The following is an 18,851-nucleotide window of genomic DNA, read 5'->3' on the forward strand; positions in this document are numbered from 1 at the left end:
TAAACCAGCCTAGAGGTTCGTGGTTGGCTTGCCAACTGCAGGGCTACCGAAAGCCCGCCCTGTACTGCGAAGCAGTCAGGGTCGGGTAGTTTACTGAATTAGGATGGGAAAGCGTGGTTTTGCCGTGTCGGCCCGCTTATTCTTCTCTTGGGTAGGTCTGGAGCAGCGCAGATGGCAGTTTACGAGGGCAATTTTGTTCAGACGGAGGATCTGCGTCTGGCCATTGTCATCGGTCGGTTTAACGACCTGATCACCGGCAAATTGTTAGAAGGGTGCCAGGACGCGCTGAAGCGGCATGGTGTGGATGTCGGCCCGGAGAGCAAGCAGGTGGACTACTACTGGGTGCCCGGCAGTTTTGAGGTGCCTTTGCTGGCCCACCAACTGGCCCAATCTCGCCGTTATGACGCCATCATCTGCCTGGGGGCAGTGATTCGCGGGCAAACTCCCCACTTCGACTATGTGGCGGCGGAGGTCTCCAAAGGCATTGCGGCGGCAGGATTTCGTACCGGAGTGCCGGTTATTTTCGGGATCCTCACCGCCGATACCCTGCAGCAGGCTCTGGAGCGGGCCGGGGTCAAGAGCAACAAAGGTTGGGAATACGCCATGAGTGCCCTGGAGATGGCTACTCTGATGCGCCAAGTTGCCCCCGTGCTCCAAGGCAGCTACAGCCACAGCGGCAACGGGGCCGGATCCCGTCCGTCTCTGCCCGGTGGAGCGGAAGCCCTGCAGTCTACCCTGGACAGCGCTGCCTATTGAGGGCGGGTGAGGCGAGTCAGCACTTCGTTGGAGCGCTGCACAAAGGCCCGCGCGGCTGCCGGGTCAAAGCTTTTCTGGGTAATCAAAGCCAGATCGTAGATGTGATTGCAGATGAGGTGAACCAAGTCGGGATCCCGGCCCTGATCGGCAAGAGACTGCAGGTTTTGGATAAGGGGATGGGCCGTGTTCAGAACCAGGGTGTGCTCTTCCAGAAACTCCAGCGGCTTTTGCTGGATGACGGCGTTGAGCTCCTGTAGGCGCCGCAGCGTCTCCGGCAGCAAGATCATGGCCGGAACCGACTCCGATTTAAGGGCTTCTGCTTGGATCTGCAACTTGTCTTTGCCCAGGGCTTGTCGGAAGAGATCGATCAACTTTTGGCTGCGGGTTTTTTGCGTTACCGGGTCAACAATTTCGGCGGCTTTGTCTTTATCCACCAGCGTTTCGTCCAGCTCAGAGTCCACCCGCTTAAATTGGATCCCTTCTTCTTTGTATTCCCGCTCCAAAAAGCTGCTGAAGTGGCTGTCGATCCAGCTATCCAACATGATCACTTCCAGTCCTTGAGAGCGGTGGAGATCGATGTAGGCACTCTGGGCAGCCTCATCGGTGGCGTAGTAAACTCGCTTGTTTTGCTTGTCGCGAGTGCGCTCCAGGTACGCTTTCAGGGTCACATATTCGGGTTTATCGGCAGGGGATCCGGCCACTCGGAAAATGAGAATATCCTTAATCTGGGCAAAGAACTTGTCGTTGTTCATCGCCCCAAACTTCATAAAGAGGCTGATGTCGGGCCAGACCTTGACGTATTTTTCGTAATCTTCCCTGTACAGTTCATTGAGACGATCCGCCACCTTTTTGGCAACGTGATCCCCAATGCGCCTTACGGTGCGGTCATTTTGCAAGAAGCTGCGAGAGACGTTGAGAGGAATATCCGGGCTGTCGATGGCCCCCCGCAGAGGCAGGAGAAACTTGGGGATAACTTCCTCACAGTTATCTTGGACAAAGACTTGATTGCAGAACAGCTTGACTTGACCCTTGGTGGGATCAATATCCGGGCGCAACTTGGGGAAATAGAGGATCCCTTGCACGATGAAGGGATAGTCGGTGTTGATGTGCACCCAGAAATGGGGATCCTCTTGAAAGGGATAGAGGTAGCGATAAAACTCTAGGTAATCCTCATCTTTGAGTTCGGAAGGTGAGGTTCTCCACAGGGGCTTTTGCTTGTTGATCACTTCCCCGTTTAACTTGATGGGAACGGGGATGAAATCGCAGTATTTACGAACCAATTCCCGAATGCGGCTTGGCTCCAGGTATTCTTCATTTTCGGGGGTGATGTAAAGGGTAACGGTGGTGCCGATGCTGGAGCGCTCAGAATCGGAGAGGGTAAAAGTAGTGGTGCCGTCACAAGCCCACTTCACCGGCGTGCTGCCGGGCCGATAGGAGAGGGTGTCGATCTCCACCCGCTGCGACACCATAAAAGAGGAGTAGAATCCTAGACCAAAGTGGCCAATGATTGCTTGCTCTGCGTCTTTGCCCTTGTACTTTTGAATGAACTCTTCAGCGCTGGAAAAAGCCACCTGGTTGATGTATTTTTTCACTTCCTCGGCAGTCATGCCAATGCCGTTATCGGCCACCGCTAAGGTCTTGGCCTCCTTGTTGAGGGCAATCGTAATCTCCGGCTCTGGGAGATCTGCCACTTCGCCGGCAAGGCTGGCCATCTTCAGCTTGGTGATGGCATCAGCAGCATTGGAGATCAGCTCCCGCAAGAAGATCTCTCGATCCGAGTAGAGAGACTGCTTGATGATGGGAAAGATGTTCTCGGTGTGGATGGTGATGGATCCCTGTTCCAGCACGGTCATAGGTGGCTCAGCACTCAAACAAGCTCAGTGCTAATCTACAGAGACCGAAAAGTCCCCGACAAGCAGGCTCTTTTTCGGAAATCCGCACTCGCAACCGAACCGGCTCTCTAGAGCTGAGCTGCTCCGGGCGGAGCTTGGGTTTGGCCGTTGGCGTCAGCGGCGCGGAGTGCTTCATCCAAAGCCAACTGTTGAGCCCAATCTTGGCCGACTCGAATGGTGACATCGGAGTTGAGAACGCCAGTAGATTCTACCCGCACTTCTCCCAGGCCAATGGCGGCGCGGATCTGTTTAGCCCCCTCCCGATCCCCGCTCTGGGCGAGGATCTCCGTTTGCTGCAGCACCTGAGTGCTGTCTTCCACGGCAAAAGCATGGGCGTATCCTTGCCTCACCAATTCTTGCACCATACGGCGGGCCATCCCCGGCTCTCCGGTTGCGTTTTGCACGGCTATGCGCAGGCGGTGTGGAGGAATGCGGGCTACCTCTGCCTCCAGGCCAAAGTGGGAGACGGCCACCCGTCGGATCCCGGCTGGATCCGGCAGCCAGTAGCTGGTGGAGAATTCTCCCGGCTGACTGAAGCGGCCCGGCAGCAGCACCAGGTCGATGCGATCGCCCCCAGAGGTGAGGACAAACTTGGCCAAGCTCAGAACCTCTTCCCAGGTGAGGTTGGTATCGAGGTTGGTGCGGATAACCTGCAAAATCTTTGGGATCCGCGGCCAGACAGCAGGGGAGAGCAGTTCCCGGCTCAGGGCCCGCAGCAATTCCTGTTGCCGTTGCACCCGACCGATATCCCCCAATCCCAGGTGATCGCGGCGAAAGCGGGCAAAGTGGTGGGCTTGTTCTCCATTGAGGCGTTGCCAGCCGGGCTCCAGGTGGATGAACAACTGCTGGGTGTGATCTGCGTACTGCATCGGTTCCGGCACGTAGATTTCCACGCCGCCCACCGCATCGATCAGCTTTTCCAGAGCGTCGGTATTGAGGCGAATGTAGCGGTCAATCGGGATCCCACCCATCAAGTGGCTGACCACCTGGGCCGTCAGCGCCGGGCCCCCTGCCAAGTTGGCAGCATTGATCTTGGCCACACCAAAGCCAGGCAAGCGCACACGAGTATCGCGGGGGATGGACAAAACGGTAATCCGCCGCGCCTGGGGATCAAAGCGGGCCAAGAGAATGGTGTCGCTGCGGGTGTGGAAGCGATCTCGCTCTGTGGGCAAGGGCAGGGTGGGATCCGGGTTGTCCGTGCCGAGAATGAGGATATGCAACGAGCGATCCAGAGCCGCAGCCCGTAAGGCATCGGGACGGAAGGCTTCTTGTTCTGCAGGAGTGAGGGAAGTTGGGATCACCTGACGGGGCAACATCACGGCCAAGAGGGCACCGGCAGAACCCGCCAACACAGCCGTGAACCCCAACAACAGCCAGAGGATCCCCTGACGAATGGCCTGCTGACGAGCTGCGCGGACACGGTCAGGACGGGGGGGATAGTGGAAGGAGGGCATCAGGTCAGACCAGGCCTCGCGAGCGCGTACAGGAAAGGGTGTACTGTCTGGGTGGTGTTGCCAACTCCACCAATTCAAGGCCATGTTACCCTATCCTCAGTTTTCAGAGTTGTCTGGATCCAACTTCAGCGAGGTAGCAGTCGCCACAGGGGGATCCCTGCAGCCGTTGTCGGGAAAGTCAGAGGTGCATCTTTGGCTGCAGACAGTCCCCCCGTTGGAGAAGTTGCTCCCCCAGCTCGGCCTTCTTTCCCCTGAAGAATGTCGGCGGGCAGAGCGTTTACAACTGCCGGCAGATCGGCGCCGCTTTCTGGCCGGTCGTCTTGGGTTGCGGAGCTTGCTTAGCCGCTACAGCGGCATTCCGCCCCAGGGGATCCCCCTCGACCACAGTTCTACCGGCAAACCCTACTGGCGGGATCCACCCCTGCCGCTGCAGTTTAACCTCAGCCACTCCCACGAGCGCGTCCTGATCGGCCTGAGATGGCAATACCGCATTGGAGTGGATCTGGAATGGGTTCGACCTGTGCTCCGCTGGCAGCGCATCGCCCAACGCTATTTTTCGGCTGCTGAGCAGGGCCGTTTGGCCAGCTGTCCAGCTCCAGAGCGAGATGCCCTTTTCTTTCAAATGTGGACACAAAAGGAGGCGCTCCTGAAGGGAACAGGCAGGGGTCTGGCCGGCTCCAGAGCTTTGGACGGGGACTCTTGCTGGGTAACCCTACCCCTTCGGGTTGCCGGTGGCTACGCCGCTGCGGTAGCCCTTGAAATAAGGAAAGACGGAGAGGAAGCCCCAGCCGTGCGGCTCTACGAGGATGTGGATGGCTAGACAGGGCAGAAGGGAATCAAAACCTCTCCGCCTAGAGATGCTATCTTGAGTTTCCAGGCTACTCGCAGAGGAGTGAGAAGGGAGGAGTGAGAAGTGAGAAGGAGGAATCTCTTCTCTTTGCTCTTTTCTCTCTCCTCGTTGCTCTTTTCTCTTTGCTCTTTCCTCTCTCCTCGTTGTTGCAATGTTAAACAGGTTCTGTCATTTCCTGGTGCTGGGAATCTGGCTATCGGCCCTCATGATTGGGATCCCGCATCCGGTATGGGCGCGGGATCTCTCCAGACAAACGCCGCAGGAGAAGGTTATTGAGTTGGGTACTGCCGACAATCAGTTGGTGTTTGTGCCCAAGGAACTGTCTTTTCGCAACGGCAGCCTCTACCGTCTCCGCCTGAGCAACCCCAGCCAACTGAAGCACTATTTCAGCGCCAAGGATTTTGCCGATGCCGTCTGGACCCGCAAGCTGGACGTGGCCGGCGTGGAAATTAAGGGCCAGATCCGAGAACTGGAGCTGAAGCCAGGCGCTTCGGTGGAGTGGCAATTTATTCCCCTGAAATCTGGAGTCTACGCTTTGGTTTGCACCATTCCCGGCCATGCAGAAGCAGGTATGGTGGGGCAGATTACCATCGGCGATTGAGATCCTCTTCCTGGGCTACCCGGCCAAAAGGGGATAGAAAAGAGAAAGACGCTGCCAGGCCAATCCATGAAAAACCCGCTCACGCCCAAAGCCCTTCGCGCCACCGACGCGAACGCGGAACACTGGACTCGGCGACGCCAGGCAGCTTCCCCTCGAAAGAGCAGGCCCCCCCTTTCGGAGCGGATTGCCGGCTATGCCCTCGCGCTTCTCTCCCTCACTGCCGTCCACGGGATCCGCTACTACAACGAACCACAACTGACCGTCGGCAGCCGTTCTCCGCAGACGTTTCTTGCCCCTGCTGCGGCGGAGATTGAAGATGTGGAGGCTACCCAGGCCCGACAAGCTGAGGCGCGGCGGCGGGTGGTTCAGGCCCTCAAAATCAACAGCACCGCCAACGACAGCATGCGGCAAAATCTGGAGGCTCTCCTGGCTGAGGTGGAGGCCATCCGCCAAGAGGCAGGGCCTCTGCCCTATGTTTCTGTCCAGTTGCTGTCTCTGCCAACGCAGATCTACCTGCGCCAGCTTTCCCCAGAGGAGTGGGAACTCCTTCAGGCTCGCGCCCGACAAGAGGCCATCCGCGGAGCCACCCCATCTCCCTTGGAAGAGCCTTCTTCGGGGCGACCGGAGCAGCTTCCTCCGGAGCAGCGGGCCAAGCAAGAGCTTGTCGAGGTTTGGCAGCGGGTCTGGTTGGACGGATCGGCCACCCAGATGGCGGCGACGGATCCCTATACCCAGTTGATTGCCCAGGTGGAAGCGGCGCAACGGCGCTATCAAGCGGCTTTGCCGGCTCTGGAGCAGCTCACCCCCCCTGTTCCGGCCACAGTTCTCAACTTGGCAGATGCGGATTGGCAGCATTTGCAAACCTTGAGCCGGCGGGTCTTGGAGCGCCTGCAGAAGATAGGGATTGTGGATGGCCTGCCCCGCGAAGTTCGCGCCGAAGGGATCCAAGCCCAACTGGACGATTTGATGTTTCCGGGCAATGCTGCCCAACGACAGGAGTTGCAAGGGCTGGTCTATCAGTGGCTGCAGCAGGTGCTCATTCCCAATGTGGAGGTGGATCCCCAGCGCACCGAGCAGCGCATTCGCGCCGAGCTGGAAAAAGTCGAGCCGGTTCTGATCTCGGTTGCCGAGAACCAGGTGATCGTGCGAGCAGATCAGCTCATCACTCCCGAAATTTTTCTCATCTTGGACCACTTTGGGCTCACCCAGCGCGGGATCAACGTCTGGGGCTTGGTGGGGGTGGCCGGCGTGATGGGCATGGGCCTGGCTGTCTTTGTGCCTCTGCAACAACGCTTGAGGCCGGGATTGCGCCGCCGGGATCGGGTGTTGATCCTCATAGTTTCCCTGACCGCTCCCCTTTTGGCGGCCTTGTTCAAGCTGGAGTTCAGCTCCCTGCCGGCAGTGGGGCTGTTGCTGGGCAGTTTTTACGGGGCAGGGCTGGGCTTGGTGGTGGTGGTAGGCCAGGCGCTGTTTTTGCCCTTGGTCTCCCCTGTCAACCTGCTCACCCTTGTACCCTTGCTCTCCGGCAGCGTGGTGGCCTCTGCCCTGGCCGGGCGTTCCCGTTCCCGCGAAGAGCTGGCCTTGTTGGGAGGAGGAGCGGCAGCGGTGCAGATGCTGGCCTACGGGGCGGTTAGCTTGGCCACCACCGGCGGCATCGACCTGTTGGCTATGGCTTTGGCGGGGGGAACCAGCCTGGGGTGGAGCATTGTTGCCCTGGGAGCCAGCCCCTACCTGGAGCGCCTGTTTGACTTGGCCACCCCCATTCGTCTGATCGAGTTGAGCAATCCCAATCGCACGCTGCTGCGGCGGCTGGCTGCAGAGGCCCCCGGCACCTTCCAGCACACTCTGCTTGTGGCCACTTTGGCAGAACGGGCTGCCCAGAAGCTGAACCTCAACGTGGAGCTGGTGCGCACCGGCACTCTTTACCACGACATCGGCAAGATGCTGCAGGCCCGCTACTTCATCGAGAACCAGATGGGCAGCCTCAACCCCCACACCCAACTGGACGATCCCTATCGCAGTGCTCAGATTATCAAGGCCCACGTCAGCGATGGCTTGCGCCTGGCCAAGCAATATAATCTGCCTACCGCCGTCCAGGCGTTTATCCCTGAGCACCAGGGGACGATCCTGATTGCCTATTTCTACCATCAAGCCCAGATGAAAGCCGGGGGTCAGCCCGTACCCGAAGAGCCGTTCCGCTACGATGGCCCGATCCCCCAGAGCAAGGAGACGGGGGTGGTGATGATGGCCGATGCCTGTGAAGCCGCCCTGCGCAGCATGACTCTGAGCGATGGCTTCGGCCCCGATGTGGTCGAGCGGGCAAAAGCTGTTGTCCGCAAAATTGCCCAGGCCCGTTGGCAAGATGGCCAGTTGGTTGATAGTGGGCTGACGCTGGAGGATTTGGAGGTGGTGGCAGACGCTTTCGTGGAGGTCTGGCGGGAATCCAACCACGAGCGCATTCCTTATCCCAGTTTCACCCCTGCCCCCTCGCTGCCTGAGACTCCTTCTGCTCAGGCCCAGATCCCGGTGTTGATGAGCCCCTCTACGGGATCCCCTTAGCCAAGTAACCTCTTCCCGAAGAAGCTGGGTAGGTAGAGAAAGGTCTAGCCCTGCGGCTCATCGATCAGTACGATAGGGGATCGTTCTGTGGATCCAATGTGAACCAAGGCAGTCCTAGGATTTGCAGCCCTGGGCTGAGAGTCTTTGTTTCATTGTTTTTGGATGGCCTGCTGTTCGCGTCAGCGGGACTGAGTCTTTATGCCTTATGTAGCTCCTGCTTCATCCACCCATCCCCCTGTAGTCCCTCTTCAGATCCCGCCTTTGTCTTGCCCCAGCCCTGTGCAACTTTCGCTGGTCATTCCCACCTACAACGAAGCCTCTAGCATTGGCAGCTTGGTCAGACAATTGTGCGCCCACCTCGACACGATTCTACCGGGGGCCTATGAGCTGATTGTGGTGGATGACAACAGCCCGGATCACACCGCCAAGTTGGCCCAGGAGCTGCAGGAGGAGTTTCCCCAACTCAGCGTTATCTGCCGGCAGCGGGAACGGGGCCTGGCTACAGCAGTGGTGCGAGGATGGCAGGCTGCCCGCGGAGAGGTGCTGGGGGTTATGGATGGGGATTTGCAGCATCCGCCGGAGATTGTCCTCAAATTGTGGCCGCTCATCCAGAAAGGGGCAGATTTGGTGGTGGGCAGCCGCTATGCACCATCGGGAGGGGTGAGCCACTGGAGCCTGGGCCGGCGCATTGTCTCCCGCGGGGCCCAATGGATTGGGCTGGTTCTGCTGCCGGGAGTTTTCAGCCGTGTTTCCGATCCGTTGAGCGGACTGTTTCTGGTCAGACGCCAAGCCATTGCCGGGATCCCGCTCAACCCCAAGGGTTACAAGCTGCTGATCGAGGTGCTGGCTCGGGGCCGGGTGAAAACCATTGCTGAAGTCGGCTACATCTTTCAGGAGCGCCAGAACGGCGAGAGCAAAATCCAACTGCAAACTTGTCTCCAATATCTCCACCACCTGATGGTGCTGCGCTTTTCGCTAGGGCAGGTGGGATCCTTTTTGCGCTTCAGCACGGTTGGCCTATCCGGCACCTTGGTGGACATGGCTTTGCTCTATGTTTTGCACGATCCCACCAACTTAGGATGGGATCTCATAACCAGTAAGCTGGTTGCTTCGGAGGTGGCCATTCTCAATAACTTCCTCTGGAACGACCTGTGGACTTTTCGCCATGTGACCCGCTTGCAGCCGGGGCCCTGGAATCGCCTGAAGCGGTTGGCGAAGTTTAACGTTATCTGCTTAATTGGCTTGGTTCTCAACACTTCACTGGTGACCTTGCTGAGCGAGCGCTTGGGCATTCATTATTTGTTGGCCAACTTAATTGCCATCGGTATTGTTGTATTCTGGAACTTCTACCTCAACTCCAAGCTGAGCTGGAGGAGTGCAGAGATTAAGTCGGACTCTGTGGGTGGCAAGTCTTGAGTAGGGCTTTTTCCAGGAAGAGTCAATAGGAAAGTACGGGCATTTCGCTCATTTCCTCACTGTCTGGGCCCCCTTTGGCATCCACCTTCGCCCATTGTTCCTATGGCTGCGCTAAGTAGAGTTAGGGCGGATCCCCTCTAGGGCGATGATCTCCTGGATCACCGAGCGAACAACGGGAGCAGCCGTCGTCGAGCCGAAGGCATCTTCCCCCTGGGGCTCGTCGATCACCGCCAAGATCACGTAATTGGGGCGAATGGCCGGGAAATAGCCCACAAAACTGGTGATGCGCTTGCCGGGCAAATAGCCCCCCCGTGGCCCGGCTTTCTGGGCAGTGCCGGTTTTGCCGCCGATCTCATACCCCTCGATCTTGGCCGATTGCCCCGTGCCAAAGTCCACCACATCCCGCATTTGGATACGCACCGCCAGCGTGGCTTGCTCGGACAACACCCGCACCGGCTGGGGCTGCGGGGATCCCCAAACCAGAGTATCCGTATCCTTTTCCACCAAGCCTCGCACCACATGGGGCTGTACTTTCAGTCCGCCATTGGCAATGATGCAGTGCATGGCAGCCAACTGTAGAGGAGTGAGGGCCAGCCCCTGGCCGAAAGCGACAGTGGCCCGCTCCACCGGCACCGTAACAAACTGTCGCAGCGGTTTCAAACGGCTGGCCGGCTCAAAGGGCAAATCCACGCCACTGCGCTCGTTGAACCCCAGCCGCACCAAGGCATTGTAGTACTGGCGGGGATCCAGCTTGCGCATTAGATGTACCATGCCCACATTGCTGGATTGCCGCAGGATATCCGTGACGCTCATCCAGCCATGGGCCCCTCGCTGGTGGTAGTCGTAATTTTGAATGGGCCACTGACCGATGAGAATCCGACCCTCGTCATAGACCCGTTCATCTGCTGTAAAGGCTCCAGCATCCAACCCAATGGCAATGTTGATGGGCTTGAAGGTGGATCCCGGCTCATACAAATCCGTTACGGCCCAGTTGCGAAAAAGACCGGGGTCATACTCAAAGTAGCGGTTGGGGTCATAGGTGGGCTCGTTCACCAGCGCCAGGATTTCCCCTGTCTGGGGCTGGAGGACAATCACCGTGCCCCGCAGGGCTCGAAACCGCTCCAGTTGCACTTTCAGGGCAGCGCGGGCAGCTCTTTGCAGACGCATATCTAGGGTAAGTTGCAGCACTGTCTCGCCAGATTGCAGCAGCCCTTCCGGCACCTCGGCAGCCAACAGTCGTCCGTAGCCATCGCGAGGAATAGTAACAGGTTGAACGGTACGCTCCAGCAGCTCTTGTCGGGAATATTCGACTCCTGCTTGGCCCTGATGATCCAGATCTACATAGCCTACCACCTCAGCGGCCATCTCTTTTTGGGGGTAAACGCGTTGCCGCTCGCTCACCAGCTCCAGGCCATCCAGATGCAGAGCCTGAATTTGATCTGCCACCTCCTGGGATACCCAGCGCTCCACCCGCACTGCCTGATTGGCCGATAGCCGCTGCGCCAGTTGCTCTACTGGACGCCGCAACAGGGGAGCAAGAGCGGTGGCCATTTCCTCCGGGGTGCGTTTGCCAAAGAGGCGGGGATGGGCCCAGAGAGTATAGACGGGGCGATCTACGGCCAGCAATTCTGCCTGCTGCTTGGCAATAGAATGACGATCCACAATTGAGCGACGAGGAATGAAGGGTCTTAGCTGGGCTCGCTGCTGGGCTTCGGCTCGCTGCTGCAATAGGGGTGCCTGTTGATGTTGCAAATAAACCAGACGTGCTCCTGTTACAAATAGGGCGATGATCAAAGCCAGTCCGGTCATGCCGGCGCGAAAGTCAAGCTGGCGGGCCGTCGGGATCCGATCCCCCAAGAGCCATCCCAGCGCTGTTCCCCACTGCCTAGAGCTTCGCGGTGAAGGGATCCAAGAACCTCTGCGTCGGCGCCGTTGGGCAAGTTGCCGGCCATTTTGCCTTGTCTCCAGAGATTTCGGCACAGGCCGCCCTACCCTAGCCCTAGGTCTGCCTTCCATTGCAATCCTCACATGAGCACCACCGCTAGTTTGGCGCTCATCCCACTGTTATGCCACCCCACAGCTTCTGGGAAAGACCTTGGGATCCCGAAAAGCAGCCAGGACATTTTAGAGGTATTGGAGATAACATAATACCTCAGAACATGAATTAGGTGCGGGCAAATCCTCAGACTTTTCGCACTTGGATCCGCAGTTTTAAATCACATTCAAAAGAAACTGGGAGGACATGAAAAACCCAACTCACTTGCGTACATTCAATTCAACAGCTCAAACCTTTAACTTGCTTGATTTAAAACCTCTTCCCGGCGCCTCGTGCAGTCAGCCACTCAATTTCCGCTCCTGGTTGGAGAGAGGGGAAGTTGAATACAGCACAGCGAAAACCGGAGGACTTACTGCTTTTCATAATTTTTTAAACGCTTCGTATTCTCGGAAACAGACGACCGGCAGACTAGCAAGCCATAATCTAAACAAATCCAGCTTTCTCGGAGTTAAGTCTATGAAATGCGTGGAGGAGAGCCACAACAAGCGCGTATACCAAAAGGAAGTTTCGTGTTTGGGCCGTTTTCTTACCTTCATGAACCTCCCGTTCTTGGCTTTAGTGTGGTTTTCCCTAGGCGATCACCACTTCACCTGCTTTCGAGTTGACCAGTCTGCGGTTAACTGCGAAGTGTTTTTCAAGCCGCTTCTGCCTTTGCCAAGTACGACTAAACTCTACAAGGACGTGAGAGGGGCTGGAACCAAAACCGAAATCACAAGAGACCCAACTGAAGGAACAACCGACTACGACTACTATGTCACGCTGAAAACTTCTGCAGGGGAACAGATAGCCTGGTCAGCTTCCAGTGAGAGGGAGGCTCAGGAACTGGCAAGGCGCGTTCAGTCTTTTGTGAACGGCACAGAGAGTCAGCTCTTAGTATATAGCAGTAAGCCCTCAGTGGCTTTGATGATTATAATCTCCCTCCTCGTCCTTTCGCCAGGGATTTTTACACTGATATCGGCTTTGTGGCGCCGCCGCGTGACTTTGGACAGCTCCCTGTACCAAATCCAGGAGGAGTACCTCACTCCTTTTGGATCGCGAGGGCAGAAAACTTATTCCTTCCGAGATGTGCAGCAGGTCACGGTTCAGGCCAGGACAGATTCTGATGGCGATACTAGCTTTTCGGTAGAGGTGACATTGCAATCACAGAAGCCTTTGCTATCCATCTTCAGTAGCAGTGAACGGGAGGCGCGGGCAGAGGCCGAGAAGCTAGGTCAACTTTTGGGGCGTCCGGTCATTTTGCTGGAGACAAAAAAAATCGGATTGCTTAATCGGATTGCTAAAGGGACGTAGACCCGGAGGGTGTTAAAGGTAAGTTAGATCTGTCGATTTGCCAAAAGGGATCCCCTCCATTGCCTAGAGCGGTTTGGCTAATCCTGGGGTTGGGCTTGTTCATGCGGGGCCTGGTGGCTGCCCTTTTGCCGCCTGGCTTTGACGAAGCCTACTACTATCTCTACACCCGCCATCTGGATTGGAGCTATTTTGACCATCCGCCGCTGGTGGCCTGGACAACGGGCTTGGGGCCTGCCTTGACCGGCCAGGTGTCGGCTTTTTCTATTCGACTGGGATCCCTGCTGCTGTATTGTGGCTCTTCCCTATTCCTCTACTACACCGGAGCGCGCCTTTTCTCTGTTCGGGCGGGACTGATCAGCTTGGCGGCCATCAGCATCGCACCCATCCTTTGGATTGGGTTTGGGGTGCTGACCCTGCCGGATAGTCCGCTGGTCTTTTTTACGGCAGCAACCCTATGGGTGGCCAGCCAGGAGTTTTTCCCGGTGCCTTTGGGGCAGGGGAAATTGGGAGTCTATGGGGCGGCTCGCTATCGGCCAGGGCCTAGGCTAGCGCTCATAGGTCTCTTGGTGGGGCTGGCCTGCTTGGGGAAGTACCACGGCTTGGCTTTGGGGTTCGGCCTGGTACTCTTTTGTCTGCTCAGCCCAGTTCATCGCTGTGCCTTGAGGTCGGGCTGGACGGTGCTGGCGGTGCTGGGTTTTGTGCTGGCCTTCAGCCCGGTGCTGATCTGGAACGCCCAGCAGGATTGGGTCTCCTTTCGCTTTCAGGCGGGGCGGGCGGTGCCGGAGGCAGGGTATCAACTGCCAGCGCTGGGGCTGACGATCCTTTCTGAAATCTTTTACCTGTTCCCCAGCTTGGGGATCCCTTTGGGGTGGGCGAGTTTGGCAGGGACGGGTCGGGTGGCCCTGCAGATTCTCCGCGGGATGCGGCTGACGGATGAAGAGCTCAAGCACCTTTTGATCCTGGCCTGTGGATTACCGCTGGTGTTGGCCTTTACCTTGATGGGAGGCTACCGGCCCATCTTGCCCACCTGGCCCATGCCGGGGTTTTGGGTGCTGACGCTGCTGCTGGGATCCTTCTGGGAACGGTGGCCGGGAGCGAAGCGAACCTTAGTGGGGACGGCGGTGATGGTCAGCTTGGTGGTGGGGGTGGGGCTGGCCCATGTGCGCTATGGCCTGCTGCAGGCTCCTGGCGGGCTGGGCCTGTGGCCCGTGGAGCAGGATCCCTCTACTCAGCTCATTGAAATTGAGCAGTTGCGGCAGCGGTTTCGGACAGATCCCCACCTGGCTCAAGCCCTTGAGGAGGCAGAGTTCGTTTTTACCAATGTCTATTTTTTGGGCGGTCAGATCGCCATGGCCCTGGCTCCGCTGACGGACAAGCCTCTGACCTGCCTGGATGCAGATTTGCGGGGCTTTGCCTTTTGGTCGCAGCCGCAGGACTGGCTGGGGCAGGATGGGCTGCTCATCACTTCCAAGTTGTTCCAGCCGAGGGCAGGGATCCCGGCCACCTATGGCGACTACTTTGCCCAAATCGAGCCTGTGGCCGAGGTTCCCCTGGTGCGGGCAGGGGCGGTGGCGCAAACCTTTCAGGTGTACCTGGCTCGACAGATGCGCAAGCCCTATCCCCGCCCTTATTCCCGCCTGCAATAACAGCAGAGGACATCCTGGGCAAAGCTAGAGGGGGCGATGTCTGTCGAACCAGCGCATCAGCATTGCAGCCAAGCGTTCGGGGTTGTGGCGCACCAAGCCGGTCTCTGGATCCTCCTGCATGACGTTAGCCAAAACGGCGCGGCAGCCCAGGTAAGCCAGTTTGTCGGGATCCAGCACCACAAACTCAGAACCGCTGCGGCGGTAATGCTCCAAAGCGCGCGGGGAGGGTGGCTCCCGCTGCACCAGCACGCCGTCAAATAGGCGCACTCCTGCCACCCGATCCAGAGCCATGACGTGATCCCCAACAGTATAGCCGTCGGTTTCCCCCGGCTCGGTCATGATGTTGCAGACGTAGATGTGGGGGGCCATATTTTTGGCCAGAGCTTCCACAATTTCCGGTACCAACAGGTTAGGGATGATGCTGGTGTAGAGGCTACCCGGCCCCAGCACCACAAACTCTGCCGCCTCAATAGCCTCGATGACTTCCGGTAGGGCGGGAGGGTTGGGGGGGTCACAGCCGATTCGGCAAATGCGTCCTCCGGCTTTGGCAATGTTGGACTCTCCCACCACGCGGCGGCCATCGCTCAGCTCCGCCCAAAGGGTGACATCCGCCAGGGTGGCCGGCAGCACCCGCCCCTGAATGGCCAAGACTTGCGAGGTGGCAGTGATGGCCCGAATCAAGTCGCCGCCGGTTACCGCGGTGAGGGCAGTGATGAACAAATTGCCGAAGCTGTGGCCGCTCAACCCTTCCCCCGACTGGAAGCGATATTGAAACAGCTCGGTGAGCAGCTTTTCCTCGTTGGCCAGAGCAGTGAGGCAGTTGCGGATATCGCCGGGGGGCAAAACGCCGATCTCCCGCCGCAGACGCCCTGAGGATCCCCCGTCATCGGCCACCGTGACAATGGCTGTGATGTTGGAGCTGTAGCGCTTCAGACCCCGCAGCAGGTTGGAGAGGCCGGTGCCGCCCCCCAGTACCACAATGCGGGGACCACGGCTGAGACGCCGCCGCGACAACAGCTTATCCACCAGCGCTTCATCTCCCTCGGGGATCAGCACATCCTCGATGGAGCGCATGGCGCTGCGAAACCCCAGCACCACCATCACCAGCCCGATCCCAGTCACCAGGGGGCCACTGATGTTGTTCGGGATCCAAGTGGTGATCAGGCGCAGGGTGATGTCGATCAGCCGCTTCAGGCGAAAGATGGGGGTCAACTCCGTCCAGATGGCAATGCCCAGCACCATCAGCAGCACGCCCCCAACCGCCAGGCTCAGCCAGCGTTTAACGGCTAAACCGGGAAAGAGCCATTTCCAGCCACTTCCCGGCCAAGCAGCCTTGCGGCGGCGAATGCCCCAAGCGGCGGACTTGTTGCTGGGCACAGGCTTAGGCATGGGAAGGTGCAGGAACGCCGGCCAAAGGGATCCTAACCTGTTGCTGGGCAACGCCGGCTTCGCCGGGCACCGGGCCAAAGCGGGCTTCCAGCTCCCGCTGAGAGTCGAGCAGATGGCGATGCTGAACCTGAACATTCAGGTCGGGAAGAACGTGGTTGCCGGCAGGGACAGTCCAAGGCTGCAAATCCTGGGCCAGGCGCTCCACCAGGGCCACCGAGCGGTGCTGACCGCCGGTACAGCCGATAGCCAAAGTCAGGTGGGGGCGACGCTCTGCGCGGTAGTGGGGCCAAAACGCTTTGATCAGGGACAAGATGTGCTGGTAGGTGGATTGTGTGATGGGATCCGCAAACAAGAACTCCTGCAGCAGGGGATCCTGCCCAGTGAGGCGACGCAGATGGGGCTGAAAGAAGGGGTTGGGCAAAAAACGCACATCGAACAGCAAGTTGGCATCGGGGGGAACGCCGTATTTGAAACCGAAGCTGACCAGCCTTAGGTTGAGGGGCTGGGGGATCCCTTGCACCAAAGCTTGCAATTGCTGCCGCAGTTGCTGGGCATTGAGGTCGGAGGTATCCAACCAGTGGGTGCAGCGTTCCCGCACCGGGGCCAGAGCCAGCCGCTCTTGCTCAATGGCCTCCCACAAACCCGCAGCTTCCCCGTAGGGATGGGGACGGCGGTGGGCGCTGAGACGGTTGAGCAACACTGGGGAGCGGGCCTCCAAGAATAGGAAAGGGATCCCTTGCGATTGCACCCAAGCAGCCAGGGTGGGAACTTGATCCCGGTACTCCTGGGCGTGGAGATTCAAGCTGATGGCCAAAGCAGCGTGATGGGTCCGCATCGCCTCAACCAAGGGGATCACCTGGGCAGGCGGGATCCCTTCTAGGCTGGTGTACCCCAGTTGTTCCAACTGCTGGATGGCCAAAGTTTTCCCGGCTCCCGTCAGGCCGGCAATGACCAGAACGGGGGGCGCGACTGACATGGGTTTATCCTGCATGGAGCTTATTCTAGGGCGAGAGGCGGCCAAAACAAGTGCTGCAAGGGAGGGATCCCTGCCGGCTCAGCCATACAGGGCGCCCAGAAACCATCCTCTCAGGTTGGCGAGGCTTTGGTAGCTTTTTTATCCATTTTCTCATCCGGTGCCGCCGGTCTCAGGAGGGGAGCGCTGGGGCAGAGATCCGCCAAAAAACATTGCTGGCACAGAGGCCTGCGGGCAGTGCAGATGGCCCGCCCGTGGTCGATCAGACGGATAGACCAGTTCTCCCAGTCCGCTTGCGGCAACAACTGCATCAGATCCTTTTCGATGCGCACGGGATCCTCGTGCTCAGTGAGGCCGAGGCGGCGGCTGAGGCGCTTAACATGGGTATCGACGGTAACCCCGGCATTGATGCCAAAAGCATGAGCCAACACCACATTGGCCGTCTTGCGAGCTACGCCGGGTAGGGTGAGCAGCTCCGGCATGGTGCGGGGCACTTGGCCACCGAAATGGCTTAAGATCCTGCGGCAGGCTTCCTGAATGTGCTTGGCCTTGTTGCGATAGAAGCCGGTGGAATGGATGAGAGCCTCGATCTCCTCTCGCGGCGCTGTCGCCAGGGCCTGGGCATCCGGGAAGCGACGAAACAGCTCTGGCGTTACCTGATTCACCCGCTCATCCGTACACTGAGCCGAGAGGATGGTTGCCACCAAAAGTTGCAGCGGCGTCCGGTAGTGGAGGGCACAGGTGGAGTTGGGGTAGTGGCGCTTCAGCCGGAGCAGGATCTCCAAAGCTCGCTGGCGCAAGGCCCGTTTGCTGGCCATCTTCCCCTAGCCCGACCCGGTGACAATGGCGAGGGTGTCTTTGAAGATCAGCACCACCCCCAATCCCAGCAACAACACCAAGCCCGTCTGCATCACCCGCTCCTCCAGATGCTTGGGCAGCCGTTTGCCGCGAATCGCCTCCAGGATCAAAAAGGCAATGTGTCCCCCGTCCAAGGCGGGCAGGGGCAACAGGTTGAGAAAGGCCAGGTTAATGCTAATCAAAGCGGTGAAATTAAACAGGCTGGCGGCGTCATCGCGGGCCAGATCCGCCCCAATCTTGACGATCCCCACCGGGCCGGAGACCTGAGCAGCCGTGCTTTGGAAATTCTGCAGCAACTGCCGCAAGCCGTTCAGATTGAGCATCACCACCCGCTGGTAGGCATTTCCCGCCTCCGTGAGGATCTCAGCCACACTCTGAGGGGGACGCAAGGTCACCTCCTGGTGGGGGGCCAAGGTCACTCCAATGGCCACCGTCTCTCCCCGCACCTCTGGGATCACCGTCAATTGCAGGGGATCCCCTTCCCCACGCTGCACCTCCAGGGGAATGGGCCGGTTCTCGCTGCTGCGGATCAGCACCTGAAAATCGTTCAGAGCTGCCAAGGCCGCCGTCTCGTCGGCAATCCCCCTGTAATCGCGATCTGCTGCCTGCAACACCACATCCCCTGCCTTCAGGCCGGCCCGCTCCGCCGGGCTATCGGGCATCACCTGAGGGATGAGAATGCCGGGATGGAGGCGCGTTACCGAGGGGATCCCCACCCAGGCAAACATCAACACCAGCACCAGATAGGCGAAGATCAGGTTGGCCATCACCCCTGCACTCATCACCACCAGGCGATCCAACACGGGGCGGTTTTTCAGCAGATCCGGGTCGTCGGGCGGGTAGGGAGAATGTTCATCCTCGTCAGGAAAGCCCACGTAGCCCCCCAGCGGCAGGGCGCGAATGGCGTACTCTGTCTCCTTGCCCTGGTATCGCCACAACACCGGGCCAAACCCCAGCGAGAAGCGGTTGACGTGGATCCCTTGGAGTTTGGCTGCCGCAAAGTGCCCTGCCTCATGCACCAGGATCAGCAGGGCGAGAATGGCGATGGAGAGGAGAACAGACATGCGCTAGCTCTGAAGAAGGCACAGAAGAAAGAAGTGGGGAGCAGAGA

Annotated in this window: 14 protein-coding genes; 7 read left to right on the plus strand and 7 right to left on the minus strand. The window is 58.6% G+C overall.

Features of this window, described 5'->3' with window-relative positions; translation table 11 throughout:
* The first annotated feature begins 171 nt into the window (after positions 1-171).
* Positions 172-756 carry a 6,7-dimethyl-8-ribityllumazine synthase gene (gene ribH / locus ACVWZJ_RS08590; protein WP_414421259.1) on the plus strand — a complete coding sequence of 195 codons (585 nt, stop codon included), beginning with the start codon at positions 172-174 and terminating at the stop codon, positions 754-756.
* Here ribH and htpG read toward each other — a convergent pair.
* Both htpG and ACVWZJ_RS08600 read right to left on the minus strand, forming a co-directional pair.
* Positions 750-2,609: a molecular chaperone HtpG gene (gene htpG / locus ACVWZJ_RS08595; protein WP_457395793.1), complete on the minus strand. Its 1,860-nt coding sequence runs from the start codon at positions 2,607-2,609 to the stop codon at positions 750-752. The genes ribH and htpG overlap by 7 nt on opposite strands.
* A 107-nt stretch (positions 2,610-2,716) precedes the next feature.
* Positions 2,717-4,186: an LCP family protein gene (locus ACVWZJ_RS08600; protein ID WP_011432634.1), complete on the minus strand. Its 1,470-nt coding sequence runs from the start codon at positions 4,184-4,186 to the stop codon at positions 2,717-2,719.
* Here ACVWZJ_RS08600 and ACVWZJ_RS08605 point away from each other — a divergent pair.
* The 4 genes from ACVWZJ_RS08605 to ACVWZJ_RS08620 all read left to right on the plus strand — a co-directional run bounded on the left by ACVWZJ_RS08605 (position 4,185) and on the right by ACVWZJ_RS08620 (position 9,528).
* Positions 4,185-4,922, plus strand: coding sequence for a 4'-phosphopantetheinyl transferase family protein (locus tag ACVWZJ_RS08605; RefSeq protein WP_071818151.1), 738 nt, complete (start codon positions 4,185-4,187; stop codon positions 4,920-4,922). The two genes, ACVWZJ_RS08600 and ACVWZJ_RS08605, sit on opposite strands and share 2 nt — an antisense overlap.
* Positions 4,923-5,103: 181 nt before the next feature.
* Entirely contained in the window at positions 5,104-5,553 is a 450-nt protein-coding gene (locus ACVWZJ_RS08610) for a plastocyanin/azurin family copper-binding protein (protein WP_041436339.1), read from the plus strand.
* Positions 5,554-5,619: 66 nt separating this feature from the next.
* Complete coding sequence (locus tag ACVWZJ_RS08615) at positions 5,620-8,112, plus strand: HD family phosphohydrolase (RefSeq protein WP_457395796.1); 2,493 nt, start codon at positions 5,620-5,622, stop codon at positions 8,110-8,112.
* 198 nt (positions 8,113-8,310) lie between these two features.
* Complete coding sequence (locus ACVWZJ_RS08620; RefSeq protein ID WP_457395798.1) at positions 8,311-9,528, plus strand: glycosyltransferase; 1,218 nt, start codon at positions 8,311-8,313, stop codon at positions 9,526-9,528.
* A gap of 111 nt (positions 9,529-9,639) precedes the next feature.
* Here the strand turns inward: ACVWZJ_RS08620 and ACVWZJ_RS08625 are convergent, their stop codons facing one another.
* Positions 9,640-11,508: a peptidoglycan D,D-transpeptidase FtsI family protein gene (locus ACVWZJ_RS08625; RefSeq protein ID WP_457395800.1), complete on the minus strand. Its 1,869-nt coding sequence runs from the start codon at positions 11,506-11,508 to the stop codon at positions 9,640-9,642.
* A gap of 262 nt (positions 11,509-11,770) precedes the next feature.
* Here ACVWZJ_RS08625 and ACVWZJ_RS08630 point away from each other — a divergent pair, with 262 nt between their 5' ends.
* Positions 11,771-12,874, plus strand: coding sequence for a hypothetical protein (locus ACVWZJ_RS08630; RefSeq protein WP_457395802.1), 1,104 nt, complete (start codon positions 11,771-11,773; stop codon positions 12,872-12,874).
* 59 nt (positions 12,875-12,933) lie between these two features.
* Positions 12,934-14,520: an ArnT family glycosyltransferase gene (locus tag ACVWZJ_RS08635; RefSeq protein WP_457395804.1), complete on the plus strand. Its 1,587-nt coding sequence runs from the start codon at positions 12,934-12,936 to the stop codon at positions 14,518-14,520.
* Positions 14,521-14,544: 24 nt separating this feature from the next.
* Here the strand turns inward: ACVWZJ_RS08635 and ACVWZJ_RS08640 are convergent, their stop codons facing one another.
* The 4 genes from ACVWZJ_RS08640 to rseP form a co-directional block, all read right to left on the minus strand.
* A complete protein-coding gene (locus ACVWZJ_RS08640) occupies positions 14,545-15,909 on the minus strand; it encodes a gluconeogenesis factor YvcK family protein (protein WP_011432626.1) in 1,365 nt (454 codons plus the stop codon).
* Positions 15,902-16,885, minus strand: a complete 984-nt coding sequence (rapZ, locus tag ACVWZJ_RS08645; protein WP_011432625.1) for an RNase adapter RapZ — start codon at positions 16,883-16,885, stop codon at positions 15,902-15,904. Before rapZ ends, ACVWZJ_RS08640 begins: the two co-directional genes overlap by 8 nt.
* A 110-nt stretch (positions 16,886-16,995) precedes the next feature.
* Positions 16,996-17,700 (minus strand): endonuclease III, encoded by a 705-nt coding sequence (gene nth / locus ACVWZJ_RS08650; protein ID WP_011432624.1) that lies wholly within the window; start codon positions 17,698-17,700, stop codon positions 16,996-16,998.
* A 6-nt stretch (positions 17,701-17,706) separates the two neighbouring features.
* Positions 17,707-18,804, minus strand: a complete 1,098-nt coding sequence (gene rseP, locus ACVWZJ_RS08655) for an RIP metalloprotease RseP (RefSeq protein WP_011432623.1) — start codon at positions 18,802-18,804, stop codon at positions 17,707-17,709.
* Between the last annotated feature and the right edge of the window lie 47 nt (positions 18,805-18,851).

The organism is Thermostichus sp. OS-CIW-29 (assembly GCF_054058195.1).

What these genes read in the sequence shown, in the direction of transcription:
- ribH (WP_414421259.1), top strand. Translation starts at nt 172, where the DNA reads ATGGCAGTTTACGAGGGCAATTTTGTTCAGACGGAGGATCTGCGTCTG.
- rapZ (WP_011432625.1), bottom strand. Translation starts at nt 16,885, where the DNA reads ATGTCAGTCGCGCCCCCCGTTCTGGTCATTGCCGGCCTGACGGGAGCC.
- htpG (WP_457395793.1), bottom strand. Translation starts at nt 2,609, where the DNA reads ATGACCGTGCTGGAACAGGGATCCATCACCATCCACACCGAGAACATC.
- ACVWZJ_RS08630 (WP_457395802.1), top strand. Translation starts at nt 11,771, where the DNA reads ATGAAAAACCCAACTCACTTGCGTACATTCAATTCAACAGCTCAAACC.
- ACVWZJ_RS08605 (WP_071818151.1), top strand. Translation starts at nt 4,185, where the DNA reads ATGTTACCCTATCCTCAGTTTTCAGAGTTGTCTGGATCCAACTTCAGC.
- ACVWZJ_RS08615 (WP_457395796.1), top strand. Translation starts at nt 5,620, where the DNA reads ATGAAAAACCCGCTCACGCCCAAAGCCCTTCGCGCCACCGACGCGAAC.
- ACVWZJ_RS08620 (WP_457395798.1), top strand. Translation starts at nt 8,311, where the DNA reads ATGCCTTATGTAGCTCCTGCTTCATCCACCCATCCCCCTGTAGTCCCT.
- ACVWZJ_RS08640 (WP_011432626.1), bottom strand. Translation starts at nt 15,909, where the DNA reads ATGCCTAAGCCTGTGCCCAGCAACAAGTCCGCCGCTTGGGGCATTCGC.
- ACVWZJ_RS08600 (WP_011432634.1), bottom strand. Translation starts at nt 4,186, where the DNA reads ATGGCCTTGAATTGGTGGAGTTGGCAACACCACCCAGACAGTACACCC.
- ACVWZJ_RS08610 (WP_041436339.1), top strand. Translation starts at nt 5,104, where the DNA reads ATGTTAAACAGGTTCTGTCATTTCCTGGTGCTGGGAATCTGGCTATCG.
- nth (WP_011432624.1), bottom strand. Translation starts at nt 17,700, where the DNA reads ATGGCCAGCAAACGGGCCTTGCGCCAGCGAGCTTTGGAGATCCTGCTC.
- rseP (WP_011432623.1), bottom strand. Translation starts at nt 18,804, where the DNA reads ATGTCTGTTCTCCTCTCCATCGCCATTCTCGCCCTGCTGATCCTGGTG.